General features: G+C 35.8%; 17 protein-coding genes and 1 other RNA gene. 13 read left to right on the plus strand and 5 right to left on the minus strand.

The features are described 5' to 3' along the window. On the minus strand, window positions 1–675 hold the full coding sequence (gene lipB / locus STA7437_RS05845; protein WP_015192448.1) for a lipoyl(octanoyl) transferase LipB: 675 nt from the start codon (window positions 673–675) through the stop codon (window positions 1–3). A gap of 435 nt (window positions 676–1,110) precedes the next feature. Here lipB and hpf point away from each other — a divergent pair, with 435 nt between their 5' ends. Next, window positions 1,111–1,710: a ribosome hibernation-promoting factor, HPF/YfiA family gene (gene hpf / locus STA7437_RS05850; protein WP_015192449.1), complete on the plus strand. Its 600-nt coding sequence runs from the start codon at window positions 1,111–1,113 to the stop codon at window positions 1,708–1,710. Between the two features lie 74 nt (window positions 1,711–1,784). Here hpf and STA7437_RS27375 read toward each other — a convergent pair whose 3' ends face one another. Continuing rightward, window positions 1,785–1,919 carry a hypothetical protein gene (locus STA7437_RS27375; RefSeq protein WP_281169255.1) on the minus strand — a complete coding sequence of 45 codons (135 nt, stop codon included), beginning with the start codon at window positions 1,917–1,919 and terminating at the stop codon, window positions 1,785–1,787. A 92-nt stretch (window positions 1,920–2,011) separates the two neighbouring features. Between STA7437_RS27375 and STA7437_RS05855 the strand changes: the two genes are divergently transcribed. The 3 genes from STA7437_RS05855 to rnc all read left to right on the plus strand — a co-directional run bounded on the left by STA7437_RS05855 (window position 2,012) and on the right by rnc (window position 3,485). After that, on the plus strand, window positions 2,012–2,305 hold the full coding sequence (locus STA7437_RS05855) for a hypothetical protein (protein ID WP_015192450.1): 294 nt from the start codon (window positions 2,012–2,014) through the stop codon (window positions 2,303–2,305). A gap of 34 nt (window positions 2,306–2,339) precedes the next feature. Continuing rightward, an RNA gene (rnpB, locus tag STA7437_RS25140) (RNase P RNA component class A) lies at window positions 2,340–2,754 on the plus strand. A gap of 20 nt (window positions 2,755–2,774) precedes the next feature. Further along, on the plus strand, window positions 2,775–3,485 hold the full coding sequence (gene rnc / locus STA7437_RS05860) for a ribonuclease III (protein WP_041619209.1): 711 nt from the start codon (window positions 2,775–2,777) through the stop codon (window positions 3,483–3,485). A 94-nt stretch (window positions 3,486–3,579) separates the two neighbouring features. On the opposite strand, the gene bchI is transcribed toward rnc, so the two are convergent. Both bchI and STA7437_RS05870 read right to left on the minus strand, forming a co-directional pair. Beyond that, on the minus strand, window positions 3,580–4,653 hold the full coding sequence (bchI, locus tag STA7437_RS05865; protein WP_015192452.1) for a magnesium chelatase ATPase subunit I: 1,074 nt from the start codon (window positions 4,651–4,653) through the stop codon (window positions 3,580–3,582). A 93-nt stretch (window positions 4,654–4,746) separates the two neighbouring features. Continuing rightward, window positions 4,747–5,508: a DUF429 domain-containing protein gene (locus tag STA7437_RS05870; RefSeq protein WP_015192453.1), complete on the minus strand. Its 762-nt coding sequence runs from the start codon at window positions 5,506–5,508 to the stop codon at window positions 4,747–4,749. A gap of 660 nt (window positions 5,509–6,168) precedes the next feature. Between STA7437_RS05870 and STA7437_RS05875 the strand changes: the two genes are divergently transcribed. The 3 genes from STA7437_RS05875 (at window position 6,169) to STA7437_RS05885 (ending at window position 8,328) form a co-directional block, all read left to right on the plus strand. Continuing rightward, complete coding sequence (locus STA7437_RS05875) at window positions 6,169–6,750, plus strand: DUF3611 family protein (protein ID WP_015192454.1); 582 nt, start codon at window positions 6,169–6,171, stop codon at window positions 6,748–6,750. A gap of 176 nt (window positions 6,751–6,926) precedes the next feature. After that, window positions 6,927–7,277, plus strand: a complete 351-nt coding sequence (locus tag STA7437_RS05880; RefSeq protein WP_015192455.1) for a DUF565 domain-containing protein — start codon at window positions 6,927–6,929, stop codon at window positions 7,275–7,277. Between the two features lie 7 nt (window positions 7,278–7,284). After that, window positions 7,285–8,328 (plus strand): hypothetical protein, encoded by a 1,044-nt coding sequence (locus tag STA7437_RS05885; protein WP_015192456.1) that lies wholly within the window; start codon window positions 7,285–7,287, stop codon window positions 8,326–8,328. A gap of 115 nt (window positions 8,329–8,443) precedes the next feature. Here the strand turns inward: STA7437_RS05885 and STA7437_RS05890 are convergent, their stop codons facing one another. Next, window positions 8,444–9,820 (minus strand): NB-ARC domain-containing protein, encoded by a 1,377-nt coding sequence (locus tag STA7437_RS05890; RefSeq protein ID WP_015192457.1) that lies wholly within the window; start codon window positions 9,818–9,820, stop codon window positions 8,444–8,446. A gap of 465 nt (window positions 9,821–10,285) precedes the next feature. On the opposite strand from STA7437_RS05890, the gene STA7437_RS24725 reads away from it, so the two are divergent. The 6 genes from STA7437_RS24725 to STA7437_RS05920 all read left to right on the plus strand — a co-directional run bounded on the left by STA7437_RS24725 (window position 10,286) and on the right by STA7437_RS05920 (window position 17,971). Next, window positions 10,286–10,522 (plus strand): mersacidin/lichenicidin family type 2 lantibiotic, encoded by a 237-nt coding sequence (locus STA7437_RS24725; RefSeq protein ID WP_015192458.1) that lies wholly within the window; start codon window positions 10,286–10,288, stop codon window positions 10,520–10,522. 311 nt (window positions 10,523–10,833) lie between these two features. Continuing rightward, complete coding sequence (locus STA7437_RS24730; RefSeq protein ID WP_015192459.1) at window positions 10,834–11,109, plus strand: mersacidin/lichenicidin family type 2 lantibiotic; 276 nt, start codon at window positions 10,834–10,836, stop codon at window positions 11,107–11,109. Window positions 11,110–11,130: 21 nt separating this feature from the next. Continuing rightward, window positions 11,131–14,454 carry a type 2 lanthipeptide synthetase LanM family protein gene (locus STA7437_RS05905; RefSeq protein ID WP_015192460.1) on the plus strand — a complete coding sequence of 1,108 codons (3,324 nt, stop codon included), beginning with the start codon at window positions 11,131–11,133 and terminating at the stop codon, window positions 14,452–14,454. 129 nt (window positions 14,455–14,583) lie between these two features. Continuing rightward, on the plus strand, window positions 14,584–14,859 hold the full coding sequence (locus STA7437_RS05910; protein ID WP_015192461.1) for a mersacidin/lichenicidin family type 2 lantibiotic: 276 nt from the start codon (window positions 14,584–14,586) through the stop codon (window positions 14,857–14,859). Window positions 14,860–15,036: 177 nt separating this feature from the next. Then, window positions 15,037–15,273 carry a mersacidin/lichenicidin family type 2 lantibiotic gene (locus STA7437_RS25815; protein WP_015192462.1) on the plus strand — a complete coding sequence of 79 codons (237 nt, stop codon included), beginning with the start codon at window positions 15,037–15,039 and terminating at the stop codon, window positions 15,271–15,273. 550 nt (window positions 15,274–15,823) lie between these two features. Continuing rightward, a complete protein-coding gene (locus STA7437_RS05920) occupies window positions 15,824–17,971 on the plus strand; it encodes a peptidase domain-containing ABC transporter (RefSeq protein ID WP_015192463.1) in 2,148 nt (715 codons plus the stop codon). The last annotated feature ends 19 nt before the right edge of the window (window positions 17,972–17,990 follow it).

The following is a 17,990-nucleotide window of genomic DNA, read 5'->3' on the forward strand; positions in this document are numbered from 1 at the left end:
CTAATTAATGATCTTAACTTGAAAAACTTCAGCAAAAATTTCGATTAGATCTAGCTTAATTTGTTCTACAGTAAGAGAAGGAATAAACTGAGCCAAACTGCCTACAGGTTTATTGTCAATTCCACAAGGAACAATCTGATGGAAACCAGTCAAATCTGGACAAACATTCAGGGAGAAACCATGCATGGTAATCCAACGGCGGACTTTAATTCCAATGGCTGCAACTTTTGCCCCTTTCAACCAAACTCCAGTTAATCCAGGAATACGGTATCCTTTCAGTTGATATCGATTTAAGACCCGAATGACTACCTCTTCTAGTTGTCGAAGATACCAATGCAAATCTGCTTGATAAAAGCGCAAATTTAAGATTGGATAAGCTACTAATTGACCAGGACAATGATAAGTTACTTCTCCGCCTCTTTCAATTCTATATAATTCTTGATTAGTTTGTTTTGGGTCAAATTTTAAAAAATTCAGACTAGCACCTTTCCCCAAAGTATAGACAGGTGGATGTTCTAGTAAAATCAGCACATCTGACAAATGAGGATTATTAATTCTAGCTTCAACTAAAGAATGTTGATACTCCCATGCAACAGTATAAGGAACTAAGCCTTGATTATTAAGTAAACATGTTCTAGTGTTTTGAGTTGTATTTAAATTTAGTTGCTGTGTCAATTTAAAAAATATAAAAATATGTAAAGGAAATTTAAAAGAATTAAAAAAATTGATGTTTTAGAAAATACAAAATGCTAATCTATTGATATAAGATATCAGAAAGAAAGGTATTACTCAACATTGTTTTTCAAGGAGTTAAGAAGCTATTAACCAGTTGAATTTTGTTGGAAAAAAAGTTGATAAAACTAAGAAAATCCAAAAATTATCAAGGCTGATTGAGTTACAGGATCTATTTTTATAAGATTTCTTCGCTAGTCTGAAACTCACAATTTTCGAGGAAAAAATTAATAGTTTTTTACTTAAGCGATCAAGAAAAAAAATCACGCTTAAGGGGGATTTTTATCTTCTCAAAATTTTTGGAAGCAGACATCATCATCAAAAACTGCTCACCAGATCAACTATTTTAATTAAAAACTGTAGCATGGAGTGTCGAGTATGAAGCTTTTGATCCAAGGCAACAACATTACGGTTACCGATGCAATTAATGACTATGTTCACAACAAATTAGAAAAAGCAGTTAAACATTATCAAAACATAACTACCAAAGTCGACGTACATCTTTCTGTCGCCAAAAACGCTCGTGTTAATAATAAACATAAAGCAGAAGTAACTGTATATGCTAATGGAACAGTAATTCGCGCTCAAGAAGGCAGTGAAAATCTGTATGCCAGCATTGATATGGTATCTGATAAAATTGCTCGTCAATTACGCAAATATAAAGAAAAATTACTTGACCAAAAAACCCAAACTGCTACTAAAACTGGTGAGTTAGTTACAGAAGGAACTGTTGCCAACGATTTATTTAGCGATCGCTCTCCTGAACTACCAAATGAAGTAGTCAGAATGAAATATTTTTCCATGCCACCGATGACTATTGAAGAAGCTTTACAACAACTACAATTAGTCGATCACGATTTCTATATGTTTCTCAACAAAGATACTAACGAAATTAATGTTATCTACGTCCGCAATCATGGTGGTTATGGTGTAATTCAACCTCGTTTTAACCACGAACAAAACGGCAAAAGCGGTTAGTTATAGACGGAAGTAGAGTCAAACCAATCTAAATCTTTTGAGGGGTCTTCGCAATGTTTGACCTCTTTTTTCTTTTAGTTTTTCTGCGATCGCATTTTTGGGAATTCTCGCTCTTGGCGATCACATTTATTGCGCGGTTGCATATCGAGAAAAGTATCGAAATTTTCTTGTTGGGATAAGCCTGACGGTAATGGTTTTGCTTCCCGCATTTGTTGGCTATTGCTTAGTATAAACTAAAAAGAAAGTCTCTCCGATTTAACGGAAAAACTTCCAGATTCAAAACTTAATTAAAAGTATAACAATGAGTGAACAAGAAAGAGAACAAAATAGAAAAATTAATCAAAATTCAAGGAAAATCAACAACTTAGAAAGCCGATTAAAAACTTTAGAACTTGATGTTGAACCAAGAGGACGTATTAGTTTAGCATTTGAAGCTGTAGAAGACGATCTTGATGAAATTAAATCTAGTATCAGTAATTTAGATCGAAAAGTAGATCGTTTAGAGCAAACTTCAGAACATCGATTCAATCAATTAAATGCCAAACTAGAAATAATAATTGAATATTTGACAGGTGTAAATGATTTGCCTGAATAATAAATAATCAAAATAAACTAATATAGTTAGAGGTAGAGTAGGTGAGGTAGTTGCAGGCTTGTTTGATTGACAAGTTTGAGGAAAGTCCGGACTCCCGAAAGACCAAACTTGCTGGGTAACGCCCAGTACAGGCGACTGTGAGGATAGTGCCACAGAAACATACCGCCTTTTTTTCAGTCAACAGTAAAAAAAAACTGATAATTGGAAAAGGTAAGGGTGCAAAGGTGGGGTAAGAGCCCACCAGCAGTATCGAGAGGTACTGGCTCGGTAAACCCCGGTTGGGAGCAAGGTCGAAGGAACAATGGTTGGTCTTTTTCCAGTTCCGTTTTAGGTGAACCGCTAGAGATGTTTGGTAACAGCCATCCCAGATAGATAACTACCCCCAATAAGACGTAGTATACTATGTCTTTAACTGGGAACAAAATCCGGCTTATTTTCCTACTCTCCTAATTGCTTTGGTGAAGAAAGAATAGTGCAAGATCCTCGACGACAAAAAGAACTGCGTAAATTAATTGAAAAACTAGGTTTACCAGCTACTTCACCAGTTAACTGGTCATTATTAGATTTAGCTTTAACTCATCCCAGTATTTCTTCAGAAAAAAATTATCAACAATTAGAATTTGTTGGCGATGCAGTAGTTCGTTTAGCAGCAGCAGAAATTTTACTGGAAACCTATCCTGATGAACCTGTAGGCGAATTTGCTGCCATTCGTTCAATTTTAGTAAGCGATCGCATTTTAGCTGAGTTAGCAGATTATTATGGTATTGAACGCTATCTTTTGCTCGGCACAAATGCAACAGGAAACCCCATCGGTAGGCAGTCTTGGTTAGCAGATGCGTTTGAAGCAGTTTTAGGCGCGTTATATCTTAGTACCCAAACAATGGAATTAGTTCGTCCTTGGTTGGATGACATTCTTAAACTTAAAGCAGAAGAAATTCGTTGCGATCCTGCACGCCAAAATTATAAAGATGCTCTGCAAGAATGGAGTCAAAGTAAATACAAAACTTTACCTCAATATCAAGTTCAAGAAAATCAAGTTAGTCAATCTTCTCAAGACAGATTTATCGCCGAAGTTTGGTTAAATAATTCTTGTTTAGGCAAAGGTGAAGGACGCACCAAGAAATTAGCACAACAAGCTGCTGCTAAAGAGGCTTTTTTAGCAGTAATTAAACAAAATTAGTCTTTTAGCTTAACAATTAACTAACTAATTTAAATTTAATCGATAAGTAGTGCCAATTCATGAATTGTCACTACCACGTCTTTTTTAAATATAATTATTCCTCTACTTCTAGACCGAATACCCGAGCAACAGACTTTTGCACTTTATAACCAGAATCAATTGATTCTAAAGGATCTTTTCTAAGTCGATGGCGTAAACAGAGAACAATTACTCTACGAATATCATCAACGGTAACTTCGGTTCGACCTTCAAAAGCTGCGATCGCTTTAGCTGCACGATTAGTTACAATATCTCCTCGTAAACCATCGACATCAAGTTCTGAACAAATCTCAGAAATTTTCACCCGCAAATCGTAATCAATTTTCACTTCAGGTAATAGTTGTTGAGCTTGAACAATTTTATTTTGAAGTTCTTCTTGCTGTTGTTGGTATTTTTCACAAAATGCCACAGGATTACTATCGAATTCTGCTCTTTGTTCCACAATCTGGACTCTTAAACTTGGTTCTTTAACCGTGTGGATCTCTGCGTGCATTCCAAAACGATCTAATAATTGAGGACGTAACTCTCCTTCTTCTGGGTTACCCGAACCAACCATCACAAATCTAGCAGGGTGACGAATCGAAATACCTTCCCGTTCAACTGTATTCCAACCACCAGCAGCCGAATCAAGTAAAACATCTACTAAATGATCGTCAAGGAGATTAACTTCATCAACATAAAGAATGCCTCGATTGGCTTTAGCTAATAATCCTGGTTCAAAAGCTTTTACCCCTTCAGAAAGTGCTTTTTCAATATCAATCGTGCCACAAACTCGGTCTTCAGTTGCACCCAAGGGTAAATCCACCATTTGAACTTTCTTTTTAACAATCTCGATTGGAAGTTGTTTTTCTAACTTTTGTTTGACCTCATCACTCATTAAGTCAGGGTCTTTAGGGTCACTATTAAAAGGATCGCCAGCGACAACTTCGATTTCAGGTAATAAATCGGCTAAAGCTCTAATCGTGGTTGATTTTCCTGTTCCGCGATCGCCCATAATCATCACACCGCCAATTTTAGGATCGATCACATTGAGAATTAAAGCTAATTTCATTTCTTCCTGTCCAACAATGGCAGTGAAGGGAAATACGACGCGAGCAGTTTTGGGAGGAGCTTGAAGTATTGCACTCATATTAATTTTAAATGGAGATTGCTGTTAATTTTTTTTTTAGAAACGTATCTAATTGTGCCATGTTTTAGGTCAGTTACCAGCGAGCGGTATTTTTTAAACGGTTAAATTTTGATGTGGTGCAGGAACAATAATATAACCAGTATCAAGATTACCTAAAACCAAGTTACGTTCTTCTCCCCAGTACCACCAATGAGCAGCAATATAAGCACAAAGAAGGCTATCTAGCTGATCTTCGATCGCTTTGAATTGAGTACCCTTAATTGAGTCAGGAATAAATGGGAATAGGGGAGAATTTGTTTGATTTAAAATTAAGTGAAGTTGAGGAGTTAAAGTTGGTAAGACTGTAGTGATGTAGCGATGCAATTTAATTAGTTCTATTTGTTTTTCAGCTATTTTTCCTTTTTTATATTTCAAAATTTTAGTTAAACCAAATAAATTAATTGTTGCTGGATGAGGAAAAACTTCGATTTGATATCTACCTAATTGTTGAGGTGTAATTGTTGCTGCGTGCAGAAAACCTTTTTGTTCTAAACTTATCCCAAAGCCAACAGTTTTTTGAGCAAACGGACGATTTAAATTAGCGGGATAACAACCTGCATGATAACGACCAAAATATTTATGAGTTAATTTATCTGCTAATCTTGTTCCTGTTTGATTAGGAATAATTGTTGGTGCATCTACTGCTATTAAAGCTGGTTCTTGTGGTGCAACCCAATTATCAATCCAAGCTAATATTTTTTCTGTTTCTAATAAACAAGTTAAGTCTAATATCTGTAATTGATTATTTTGCCAATCTAAACAACATAAACCACTAGCACCAGACGACCAACCTAAATCAACACCAATAAATTTCATAAAAATAAAATTAATTTAGTTAATAGTTAATTGTGAATCGTTGATTGGTAACTGGTGCAGAAATAAACAATAACTTTGTATTTGATCGATTTGATAAATACTATATTTTTTGTCAACAGAGTATTAATACTTAGTCAATAAGCTCAAACTAATTTTTGTAAAGTTAAATTAATTATTGATTTGATGAAATTACTAAAATTTATGATATCACTTGGTTGAAGCTTGTTTAAGAAAAGTAAACTTTTAAAATAGAAAACAATAGCCAAGTTTACAAATCAAAAAGCTGTTTTTTAGCAAACACTAGTATCATACCATGAAAACAACGTAAATAGGTTAAAAAAATTAGCTTATTCTCAATAAAATTTTAACTATATTTTTAGATTTAACAATTTTTAACTAAAGATTTTGCAACTATTGCAATACCGAGAATTCAACAAATAGGATTTCAAAGAGAATGCTTTGCGGTTGCAACGTGGAAATTTTGATTCCTTTCTGTGGGGGCGATGCCTGAGTAGAGTCAGAAATTAGATTGCACTAAGTCAACTACCTACACCGAGATGTAGGCTTCCTACCCAGAAATAGCTTACGATCAAGATAATAACTATTAAGATAAAAACATTCTCATCTTATACTTGATGTCATTTGCGATCGCTAAATTGTATGAACAGAGATTCTGAACTTAGTGCCTATTCTTCTGCTCCATCTAACAAAATTCAAAAAGTTTCCAATAATTTAAAGCAATTGGGCAGAATTGGCTTTTGGTTACAAATAGTATTAGGAGTGGTTTCTACTGTACTACTCTTAGTTGCTGCTGCTAGTGTATTTGGGAATAAAGAAAAAACTCCTGGGATTGAATTAGGAATATTTTGTGCTTTTTGTGGTGTCATTCTTTTGGCTGTAGGTATTTTCTTCTCTTTTCGCTACATCCAAATTGCCAATAAAATGCAAAGTGCCGATCCAGCTAGAAGACCAAAGAAAGCTGATACTCTCACGATTATTCGCTACGGCTTAATTGTAAATTTAGTAGGGATGTTGCTTTCAATTTTAGGTGCAGAAGCTTTATCGGGAATTGTTTTGCTCAAGGTTATTACCGTTCCTCAATCAATTGGGATTAACGTAGATCCTAATCGTTTAGTTAATGCAGCCGATTTGTTGATTGTTCAAGCTAATACTAATACGATCGCTGCACATTTTACTGGAATTGTCACCTCTTTGATTCTCTTAAATCGCATTACCAAATAAAATTTTGCTAAACCTAAAACTGCTTAATTAATTTATTAATCAGGCAGGAGGCAGTCAAGATGAAAAAATTTCACCAGCAGGAATGAAAGTAGTTCTTATGTTCTGGCTCGATTATTTTCCAGTCACAAGAACCAAATCAACTGTGTTTTATTAAACTGAAAATAGCTCTAAATCTCATGCAACGTACTAGACTCAATAGCTTAGTAGATGTAGTCGGAGCAAGAATAGAACTTTTATTTAGTAATCCCTGGCGACGATTTGCATTGTCAATAATTAGTATTTTGTTTGGCTTTTTTATGGGTTCTGCGATCGCAACAACTGCTGGACAAGATGCTTCATGGGATGTAATTGGTGCTGCTCTGATATTATTTTTTACAGAATTACTGAGTAATTTCGTTTATCGTCGTCCTAGTCGTGACCGCACAGAAACTAATTTAAGAAGACCTTTATTGGTTGATGTGGTAAATCTATTCAAGATTGGTTTGACTTATAGTTTGTTTCTGGAAGCTTTCAAGCTTGGTTCTTAAATCTGCTATGAATCATCAATTACTGAGGCAAGCAAAATCACCCAACGAAGAAGTAATCGAACAATTACTGGAAGTTGAATTAGCTGACTCTACTAGGGCTAAAGCGTTTGGTATTACTCAAAAAAATGGCAAAAAGCAACTAGAAAAGCGATCGCAATTATTGATTGAAGTTTCTGACCAAGTATTAGAACTGTGTCGCAGTTTGGGTTTTCAATCTGATGATTATATTTTGAGTTTGTTATGGCAACTATGGCTACCTTTGGCAATGCAATTAGCTAGTTGTCAGCAAGAATTAGGACGTACTCTGATTCAAGGTATTTTAGGAGGACAAGGCACGGGAAAAACCACTTTAGCTGCGGTAATTCGCCTCATTTTACGCCATTTGGATCTTAAAAGCGTAGCCATTTCCATTGACGATCTTTACAAAACCTATGCCGACAGACAAAAATTACAACAACAAGACCCTCGTTTAATTTGGCGTGGTCCTCCTGGTACTCATGACGTAGAATTAGGCATTAAAATTTTAGATGAATTTCGTCAACCAAACCGCACTAAACCAATTTTAGTACCCCGTTTTGATAAATCTGCTTTTGGGGGACAAGGCGATCGCGCAGGGTTTGAATCTTTTAGTCCTGTAGATGTGGTTTTGTTCGAGGGTTGGTTTATTGGTACTCGTCCTGTAGAACAAACTGCATTTGAAAATCCACCTGATCCAATTATTACTTCAGAAGATCGCTTATTTGCTCAAGATATCAACGAAAAATTACAAGAATATCTTCCTTTGTGGGATAGATTAGATCGTTTAATTGTACTTTACCCTGTTGATTATCGTCTCAGTAAACAATGGCGCAAAGAAGCCGAACAAAAAATGATTGCCACAGGAAAATCAGGCATGAGTAATGAAGAAATAGATCGCTTTGTAGAATATTTCTGGCGATCGCTTCATCCAGAGTTATTTATTACTCCATTGATCCATAATGCTGATTGGGTAAATCTAGCAATTGAAATAAATAGCGATCATAGTTGTGGTCGAGTATATCAACCTAGTTAAAGTGGATAATTTTTACTTCTTTTTGGGTGAAGTATTAGCTGCTAAGGATAAGGGCTGAGTTATGAAGCAAGAATCCGCGTCGCGTCTTTTTAAAGCGCGGAGTGTCAACCAGAACTCACATTAGTTGTTGGCTTTCTCTATAAACATACTTCATTACCAAAGGTTGTAAAGTAAAGGCACTTTTGTTAGATAAAGAACTAACTTCAATAAGCGATCGCCTTTTTAAAGAAACTAATGCTTGAGTTAAATCTGATAAATAAACTGGCGGTTTAATATACTCTTGTAATTTTTTTAGAGTAACTGATTGGCGATGAGTTGCTAAACAGTACATAATCTGTTTTTCCAAGATTGATAAACGTTCAAACTGTTTACTCAATAGTTGTTTAAATAGGGTGGGAAGCATCACATCTATTTCTGTTTTCATGCCTAAAAAATCAGAGATATTACCACCAAAAATATCTTTAATAATTGCTGCTATTAACTTTAGTACCAGAGGATTACCAGAATAGCGAATTATTAAGTATTGCCATAATTGCGGTTCAGCAAGACCTTGCTCTCTAAATATTTCTTTTGCTGCTGTTCCTAAACTACCTATTGATAAAGATTTAATCGGATTTTGCTGTAACAAAAACAGATCTGCTGGTTCATCCTGACTCGTAATAACTAAACAACTTTGATGAGATTCTTCTGCTATTCTTTTCAAGAATTGACTATAATTAGTGTAATTTTCTTGATAAAAACCAGCCAATTTATTAGCTTCTAAAATAGCTTCTAAACCATCAAAAATTATTAAACATCTATAACAAGATAAATAACGTATCAATAGAGAAATTTGTTCATTGATTGTTAAAGATAAATGATTTTGATGATTGCCCGTAAAAAATTTTAGTAAATTATTTAGAAGTGAAGATAAAGAAGAATCATGGCGAATAGTTTTCCAAAAAACATAATCAAACTTAGGTTGAATTGTTTTGGCTAACTTAGCTGCTAAAGTAGTTTTACCTATTCCCGTCATACCTGATAATAGAATAAGACGGTGTCGTTGCTCAACAATCCATTCTTCTAGTTGTTGTAATTCCTCTTCTCTGCCATAAAATCTAGAAATATTTAACTCTTCTAATGAATCTTGTTGTGGTTGAGAAGTTTTATATCCTGCTTCTTCTAACCATTTGACTATATCTCTCCAATTTTTCAAGGTATTTAAATCTCGATTGGTTAAAGTTTCAATATATCGATACAATCCCTTAGTTAATTCCACACTGAGAGAACCAGATGTCCAATGAATTTCATTAGCTATTTGTTGAGGAGAATAGCCACACAATAAACCACGAAGAATTGTTTTTTCAACAGCAGTTAATTCTACTTTCTTAGCAGCACCAACTTGCTTTACTTTAGTTAGATTTTTATATAAGTTGTTTACATCCCAACTCTGGTTAGCTTCTGAAAATAAATCATTAACCAATTGGACATTCTTGTGATTTAATTTGTTCATAGTTCAAGCTAGTAATAATAGTCAAAACTTTTTATAAACTGGAATATTGTTGCTCGCTTTCAAATAAAATTGATAACTTATAAAAAATTACCAAGCGACACAAAAACTTTTACGCCAAACATTGTGGCTATTATGCAAAATATTAATTTTTTCTTTACTAATCTTTATATTTTGTAAATTTGTTTAGAAAAATCTTCTCAACCAACAATAAACTTTTCCAGAAAATCAACAAGAGATCGCTTTTTAAAATTTTAGAATAAACAACCTAATCAAAAACCTAATGAAGTGCTAATGAAGATTAGGTGAATTCTTACTGAGTTGCCCGTTATTGTTAATGCAGTTACCAAACAGAGGAACAATCAAGAGTTTAGCTAACTGCAATCGTTCTCTAGTTTGGCAACAAAAATCTGAAACCCAAAATTAGTTTCACATCCTCTTAATTACTTTAACTAAAGGAGAAAAACCATGTCAAATAGCGATATTATCCGTGCATGGAAAGACGAAGACTATTCTAGCAGCCTAAGTGAAGAGCAACGTTCCCAGTTACCTGACAACCCAATCGGTATTGTTGAGTTATCTGATGAAGATATGGAAATTGTTGCAGGTGGTGCTGTGAATATTAATTCATTTGGTGCCTGTAATCTCAATTCCCAAGCTGCTATTGTCTGTCTCAGTGCATCAGGATTTGGTGCAACTTGCTAATTGTTCAATCATGAATAACCACACTTAAAAAAATTAGGTGAGTTAATTACAGTCAATTTCAGTTAAGTAACGTCAGTTCGGGTTAAGAACATTTTGGCATCGATTCTACAAAAGAATTGCACTTTCAGCCAACCAGAACATTAAGATTCTAGCTTATCCCGAACTCAGGTTAGATAATCAACTACCAAGCGAAAAGACTGCTGTAACTCACCTGATCAATAAGTCTGGGTTTAGTAACAATTCAATTGGACTTAGTATTTATTAATTTTAGGTTTTTTAGGTCAATTTAAAAGTATTAAAAAAGATCGTCTATGGATATTATTCGTGCGTGGAAAGATGAAGATTATTACAGCAATCTCAATCAAGAAGAACTAAGACTATTACCTGAAAACCCAGCAGGAATTATTGAACTATCTGATGAACAGATGGAAGGCGTTAGCGGTGGTGGTTTGCAAGATAATAGCTTTGCTGCTTGTAATATAAACGTCAACTTCAACTTTAATATCAGTGTTGGTGAAAAAGCAACTTGCAACATTAATTCTAATAATGCTTCCGTTTGCATCAGTAACATTGGCGGTTCCTGTTAATTAAATAATTATTTTTATTAAATGAATCAACTAAATTTTCAAACTTCTGCTTGGTATCATGCCATGACGTTGAGTGAAAGAGTCACCTCTGTCAAAACAAATCGGAAGCACAAGTCAAACTTAGAAATTAACTCTGAATTGGCTCAACGACGGATGCAGCGTTGGCGTTCTCAAGCTCCATTTAATCAAGATGATTCTCTGTTTTTTCAACGTCTGGAACTAGATGGTATTAGTGAGGAAGAATTTTTTTTCCTTCTCGGTGAACCAATTGAATCTGTACAGAAGGGTTGTCCCGATCCTCCAGATTGGTTAAATCATATTGCTAAAATATTTTCTACTCTTACTGATGATGACCTTAAACCTTTACCTCCTTCAGAACAGATCAAAGGTAAAGAAATAAGTTTATTTTTGTATGCTCTTGAACCTTTGATTGATGAAGGTCGTAAGAAGCTAGAGCGAGTAGTTGAAAAAATAAGCCAAACACACGATGAGCTACCTTTTGAACCTAATACAGTTGTAGAGGTGCTTTATGCTAATTTACCAGGAAAATTGCTTAGTATCTGTAGTCGTACTCTAGTTTTAGAACTCCAAATAGCAGGATTGCAAAAGCTTTTAGTGGGAAATACTCCAGAGGAAAGATTTTACAGTTTTATTAAACAACTGTGTCAACCGAAGAAATTACTTACTCTTCTAGAAGAGTATCCCATTTTGGCTCGTCAATTGGTAACTAGTATCGAGCAGTGGGTGAGATTTAGTCAGGAATTTCTTGAGCATCTTAGTACTGATTGGGAGCAAATTAAAGCCACTTTCAGTCCCGAACAAGAGCCTGGTCAATTGATAGAAGTAAGAGCAGAAGAAGGAGACAGTCATCGAGAAGGTCGTTCTGTTGCGATCGCAAAATTTAGTTCTGGTTTTCAACTAGTTTATAAGCCAAGATCTTTAGGGATAGACGAACATTTTCAGCAACTCTTAACTTGGCTCAATCAACGAGGTAATCATCCACCATTTCGTATATTTAAAGTTCTCAATCGCCATTCCTATGGTTGGGTAGAATTTATTATGCCTGATAGTTGTACCTCGGCAACAGAAATTGATCGTTTTTATCAAAGACAGGGAGGTTATTTAGCTCTCCTCTATGTTTTAGAAGCAAACGATTTTCACAATGAAAACTTGATAGCTGCTGGTGAACATCCTGTTTTAGTAGATTTAGAATCTCTTTTCCGTCCTCGAACTAGCAACATCGATCTGAAACAATCGCATTTACTTGCCAACGAAGTTCTTTATAATGACTCTGTTTTACGCATCGGCTTATTACCACAACGTATTTGGTCAAATGGAGAGAATGATGGTCTTGATATTAGCGGTTTAGGTGGTCAAGAAGGGCAACTATTGCCCAATGAAGTTCCCTATTGGGAGGAAATAGGTACAGACCAAATGCGACTAAAGCGTAAACGAATGGAGCTTCCAGAGGCACATAATCGACCTAAATTAAATGGCAAAGAAGTCGATTTACTCGATTATGCTGAGGCTATAGTTGATGGATTTACTAAGATTTATAATTTACTGCTGCAACATCGAGATGAGTTACTTGCTACTGAAGGAATTTTAGCAAAATTTGCTGAGGATGAAGCGCGTTTTCTTCTACGTCCAACGCGACTTTACGCGATGTTATTGAAAGATGGAAACCATCCCAAAATGTTGCGTAATGCACTGGAAAGAGAACGTTTATTTGATCGCCTTTGGTTTGGAGTTGAGCATCAATCTCACTTAGTTAAAGTAATCTCTGCCGAACGTCAAGATTTATGGAATGGTGACGTTCCGATGTTTACTATACATCCTAGTTCCCGTGATTTATTTACTAGTTCTGGCGATCGCATTGTTGATTTTTGCACAGAATCAGGGATGGAGTTAGTTCAACGTCGCTTACAAAACTTGAACGAGAACGATCTTAAGCAGCAAATCCATTTTATTAAGTCTTCTCTAGCTTCCTTAGCCATGTCTTCCGAACAAGCTAAACTTCCTCATTATCCTTTGAGTGAACCGCAGAGTATAGCTAATCGGGAACAAGTGTTAAAAGCTGCTGTTGCGATCGCAGATCGACTAGAACAACTGGCACTGCATGGTCAAGATGATGCTATTTGGATTGGTTTAACAGCTACAGGCGATCGCTATTGGAGTCTTGTGCCTTTAGGATTGGATTTTTACAATGGTTTACCAGGAATTACTTTATTTTTAGCTTATCTAGGTGCGCTCACTCAAGAGCAACGTTATACTTCATTAGCACAAGCTGCATTGAACACAATTAGAAGCCAACTAGAACCCCATAAATCATTGCTCAAATCAATTGGTGCTTATGATGGTTGGGGAGGCATAATTTATACTCTGACACAGTTAGGAATATTGTGGGACAAACCAGACTTATTGAGCGAAGCAGAAGAATTAGTGAAGCTTCTACCACCTTTAATTGAGCAGGATCGGGGTTTAGATCTTATTGCTGGTGCGGCCGGATGCTTACTTAGTTTACTGGCACTGTATCGTTGTACTGCTTCTGAATCTACCCTAACTAATGCTATTGCTTGTGGCGATCATCTCCTTTTTAAAGCCGAAAAAATGCCTCAAGGTATTGGTTGGACAATACCAGCTTCCGAGTCAAAACCACTGACTGGTTTAGCGCATGGTGCTGCGGGAATAGCATTAGCCTTGCTGGAATTATGGGCAGTAACAGGGCAAAAACGGTTTAAAACAGCAGCAGTTGAAGCGATCGCTTACGAACGTAGTCTTTTTCTACCTGAAATGGGTAATTGGCCAGACCTACGCGATTTTAGCAAGACAGTCTTATCTCGTAATCAGAACCGAGGCAGTTGTATGATTGCATGGTGTCATGGGGCAGTAGGAATTGGATTAGCTAGACTACATTCTTTGACCTATCTTGATGATGCTGAAATACGTTCAGAGATTAATACTGCTCTTGAGACTACTCTTAAAGGTGGATTTGGCAGCAATCATTCTCTGTGTCATGGAGATTTAGGTAATTTGGAATTACTATTGCAAGCTAGTTTAGTTCTCGATGAACCGCAGTGGCAAACTCAGGTTGAGCGTTTTGCTAGCGTTGTTCTTAACAGTATCGATCAATATGGATGGCTTTGCGGTGTACCTTTGGGAGTTGAAACACCAGGATTGATGACAGGACTAGCAGGCATTGGCTATCAATTGCTTCGTTTAGCTGAACCAAAACTTATTCCTTCTGTATTGTTGTTTGAACCACCAAAGAATATCGTTGTTTCGCTTTCAGCAAGGCACTGCGTGAGCGCACTAAGTACCAGAGCAAAATTAAATATAAAATAAAGCTCTCATTGCTCTCCTGTTGTCCCCGAAGCACCTGAAGCTCCCTTTGCATTTTTCCGTTTTATCACTATGAATTAGCCTGATCTAAGCAATATTTTGAGTTGATTCTGTAGTGAAGGAGATAAAACTATGTCTAACCAAGATATTGTTCGCGCTTGGAAAGATGAAGATTATTGGCATAGTCTCAGTGAAGAAATGCGATCGCGTTTACCAGAAAATCCCGCAGGAATAATTGAACTATCTGATGAACAGATGGAACTTATTGTAGGTGGTTTAAAAATTTCTTCCCGTGGCAATTGTACTATTAATTCTAATCATTCTCAGGTGTGTATCACCAAACAAAATTTCAACTGTCTGATCACCAAAGTAATTAAAAATGGAGTTTGCATCAACCGTGTCTTTTGAATCAATTTTTTAGTTAACGAGACAAAACCATGTCCGACGAAAATATCATTCACACTTGGAAAGATGTTTTTCCAAATGGCTAAAAATTCATGCATATTTTTTTTAAAGTTTACGTATTTTAAATTAACAACCGTTGATGTTGGCTAAAAACGTAATCCAAATCAAAGGAGAAAAAGTATGTCTAACCAAGATATTATTCGCGCTTGGAAAGATGAAAACTATTGGAATAGTCTCAGTGAAGAACAACGCTCTCAATTACCAGAAAACCCTGCGGGAATTACTGAATTAATAGATATTGAGATGGAAACTATAGCTGGTGGTAAATATTACCTAATGCCTAAATTTCCTCGGGAATTTTTTGAACAACCATCTACCTATTTTCTAACGGGTTGTGATGTTTTTCCGAACGGCTGATCATTACAGCAGTTTTTAATTATATAGACCACAAGCGACAAGTAAAAAGTAAAAAGTAAAAAGTAATAACTGGTATGTGTTCTATTCAACTGAAAATCGCGGTAAAACTTGTTTTCTTGTGTTTACGTATTCAGAATAACCCAAAAATTTTAAGGGCGAAAGATTTACAGCGAGGCGCTTCAACCTAATAAATGCTAATGGAGATTAGGTGAATTCTTCTTAAATTGCTCGTTATGGTTATTGTAGTTACTTAGCAAAAGAATAATTAAAAGTACCAAATTTTCTTAAAGCAATTTTCATTTCGATTCTATAGATGTAGTATGATACGTCTTTACTAAATTATTTCAAATCTAAATTTATCTAAAACTATTAATCAGTTTTAAAGAAAAAATATTGAGACAGGTTAGTTAATAGTTAAACAGAAACTCAGATTTGATTCAAAAGTGGTCAGGCTTCGCCTGGCTCATACGCGATCGCTATAGTCAATTATTTTTTAGATTTTTTCAAGACCTTTTTTGTAGAAGTTAATTAACTCTAAATTTATCTGCCAATGAAATATCAGTCGGTTAGACAGCACAGTGAAGAAGACTGTGGTGCAGCTTGTCTAGCTTCTATTAGCAAATTTTACGGTAAAACCTTTACTATTAATAGTATTCGAGAAGCAGTAGGAACCGGACAACAAGGCACTACTTTATTGGGATTAAAACAAGGAGCAAACAGACTTGGTTTTAATGCTAGAGGAGTCAAAGCTGCCATCGAAGTTATCAATAAACAAGCTATGCCTCTGCCAGCGATTATTCACTGGAAAGGTTATCACTGGGTAGTTTTATACGGTAAAAAAGGCAAAAAATACGTTATTGCTGACCCTGCTACTGGGATTCGTTATCTAGATACCAAATCTTTAGTAGAAGCTTGGCTAGATGGGGTAATGCTGCTTTTAGAACCCGATCCTATCCGCTTTTTTACTCAAGAAGATGAAAAAGACAAAATAGGTGGTTTTGGACGTTTTTTCAAGCGAGTATTTCCTTATCGAGGGATAGTCGGTCAGGCTTTACTACTTAACTCCATCCTGGGTTTATTATCTCTTGCTTCTCCTTTTTTATTGCAAATCTTAACTGATGATGTTTTAGTTCGTGGGGATACTCAATTATTAACTAGAGTTGCTATTGCGGTAGTAGTAATGCATTTAGTTAGTAGTAGCCTTCAATTGATTCAATCTAACTTAATTGCTCACTTTTCTCAACGATTGCAATTAGGATTGATTTTGGAGTTTGGTAGACAAATTTTACGATTGCCTTTGCAATACTACGAATCGCGTCGTAGTGGCGAAATTGTTAGCCGTTTAGAAGATATTCAAGCGATTAATCAACTGGTTGCTCAAGTAGTGGTTAGTTTACCCAGTCAATTTTTTATTGCTGTGGTTTCCTTGAGTTTCATGGTGTTTTACAGTGCCAAACTTGCATTGGTAGGAATAGCGATCGCTTTGGTAATGACTGTTTCTACTATAGTTTTCTTACCCACTCTCCACCAAAAGACTCGTAGCCTTTTAGTACTATCAGCAGAAAATCAAGGTGTGTTGGTGGAAACGTTTAAAGGTGCGATTACACTCAAAACTACGGCTGCTGAACCTCAATTTTGGGAAGAATTACAAAACCGTTTTAGTCGTTTTGCCAATTTTACTTTCAGCACTATGCAGATTGGTATCATCAACGGCACTTTTTCTACCCTGGTTTCTAATATTGGTAGTATTGCTTTGCTTTGGTTTGGTAGTAGCTTAGTGATTGGTAAAGAGTTGACTATCGGTCAATTGTTGGCATTCAACAGCATGAACACCAATTTCACTACTTTTATTAGTACGGCGATTAGTTTTATCGATGAATTTACCCGAGTCAAAACTGCTACCCAACGTCTTACGGAAGTAATCGATGCTACACCAGAAATTGTCGAAGAACAACCAAAACCTTGGGTGAAAATTTCTGACAATATCAATATTATTTGTAATAATCTCAACTTTCATCATCCTGGCAGAGTCGATCTTTTAGAAGACTTTTCCCTTACCATTCCTGGCGGACAAGTGATCGCTTTGATTGGTAAATCTGGCTGTGGCAAAAGCACTTTAGCCAAAATGATTGCAGGATTATATTCTCCTCAGTCTGGTAATATTCGCTTCGGGATTTATAATCAACAAGATCTTGCTCTTGATTGTTTAAGACAACAAGTGGTTTTAGTTCCTCAAGATGCTCATTTCTGGAGTCGGTCGATTACAGAAAATTTTCGCTTAGGCAATCCCGAAATTCCTTTTGAGTGTATTGTCGCAGCTTGTCAGATTACTGGTGCTGATGAATTTATTAGTAAACTACCCGATAAATATCAAACTGTCTTAGGAGAATTTGGTTCTAATTTATCTGGAGGACAAAGACAAAGATTAGCGATCGCCAGAGCTATTGTCAACAATCCACCAGTTTTAATTTTAGATGAATCTACTGGTGCGCTCGATCCAGTTAGTGAAACTGAAGTTTTAGAAAATCTTTTATTTCATCGACAGGGTAAAACTACAATTATGATTAGCCACCGTCCTCCAGTAATTGGGCGAGCAGATTGGATTGTATTACTAGAGCAAGGACGTTTAAAAGTTCAAGGTTCTTTAGATAAATTACGCTATCAAGCTGGAGAACATTTGAAATTTTTGATGCTTTGATGGTAAGAGAGTAAAACAA

Source organism: Stanieria cyanosphaera PCC 7437, from assembly GCF_000317575.1.
In the GTDB taxonomy this organism is placed as follows: Bacteria; Cyanobacteriota; Cyanobacteriia; order Cyanobacteriales; family Xenococcaceae; genus Stanieria; species Stanieria cyanosphaera.

Excerpts from the sequence above, each read along its gene's own strand:
- hpf (WP_015192449.1), top strand. The coding sequence starts at position 1,111 with ATGAAGCTTTTGATCCAAGGCAACAACATTACGGTTACCGATGCAATT.
- STA7437_RS27375 (WP_281169255.1), bottom strand. The coding sequence starts at position 1,919 with ATGCGGGAAGCAAAACCATTACCGTCAGGCTTATCCCAACAAGAAAAT.
- STA7437_RS05855 (WP_015192450.1), top strand. The coding sequence starts at position 2,012 with ATGAGTGAACAAGAAAGAGAACAAAATAGAAAAATTAATCAAAATTCA.
- bchI (WP_015192452.1), bottom strand. The coding sequence starts at position 4,653 with ATGAGTGCAATACTTCAAGCTCCTCCCAAAACTGCTCGCGTCGTATTT.
- STA7437_RS05870 (WP_015192453.1), bottom strand. The coding sequence starts at position 5,508 with ATGAAATTTATTGGTGTTGATTTAGGTTGGTCGTCTGGTGCTAGTGGT.
- STA7437_RS05875 (WP_015192454.1), top strand. The coding sequence starts at position 6,169 with ATGAACAGAGATTCTGAACTTAGTGCCTATTCTTCTGCTCCATCTAAC.
- STA7437_RS05880 (WP_015192455.1), top strand. The coding sequence starts at position 6,927 with ATGCAACGTACTAGACTCAATAGCTTAGTAGATGTAGTCGGAGCAAGA.
- STA7437_RS05885 (WP_015192456.1), top strand. The coding sequence starts at position 7,285 with ATGAATCATCAATTACTGAGGCAAGCAAAATCACCCAACGAAGAAGTA.
- STA7437_RS05890 (WP_015192457.1), bottom strand. The coding sequence starts at position 9,820 with ATGAACAAATTAAATCACAAGAATGTCCAATTGGTTAATGATTTATTT.
- STA7437_RS24725 (WP_015192458.1), top strand. The coding sequence starts at position 10,286 with ATGTCAAATAGCGATATTATCCGTGCATGGAAAGACGAAGACTATTCT.
- STA7437_RS24730 (WP_015192459.1), top strand. The coding sequence starts at position 10,834 with ATGGATATTATTCGTGCGTGGAAAGATGAAGATTATTACAGCAATCTC.
- STA7437_RS05905 (WP_015192460.1), top strand. The coding sequence starts at position 11,131 with ATGAATCAACTAAATTTTCAAACTTCTGCTTGGTATCATGCCATGACG.
- STA7437_RS05910 (WP_015192461.1), top strand. The coding sequence starts at position 14,584 with ATGTCTAACCAAGATATTGTTCGCGCTTGGAAAGATGAAGATTATTGG.
- STA7437_RS25815 (WP_015192462.1), top strand. The coding sequence starts at position 15,037 with ATGTCTAACCAAGATATTATTCGCGCTTGGAAAGATGAAAACTATTGG.
- STA7437_RS05920 (WP_015192463.1), top strand. The coding sequence starts at position 15,824 with ATGAAATATCAGTCGGTTAGACAGCACAGTGAAGAAGACTGTGGTGCA.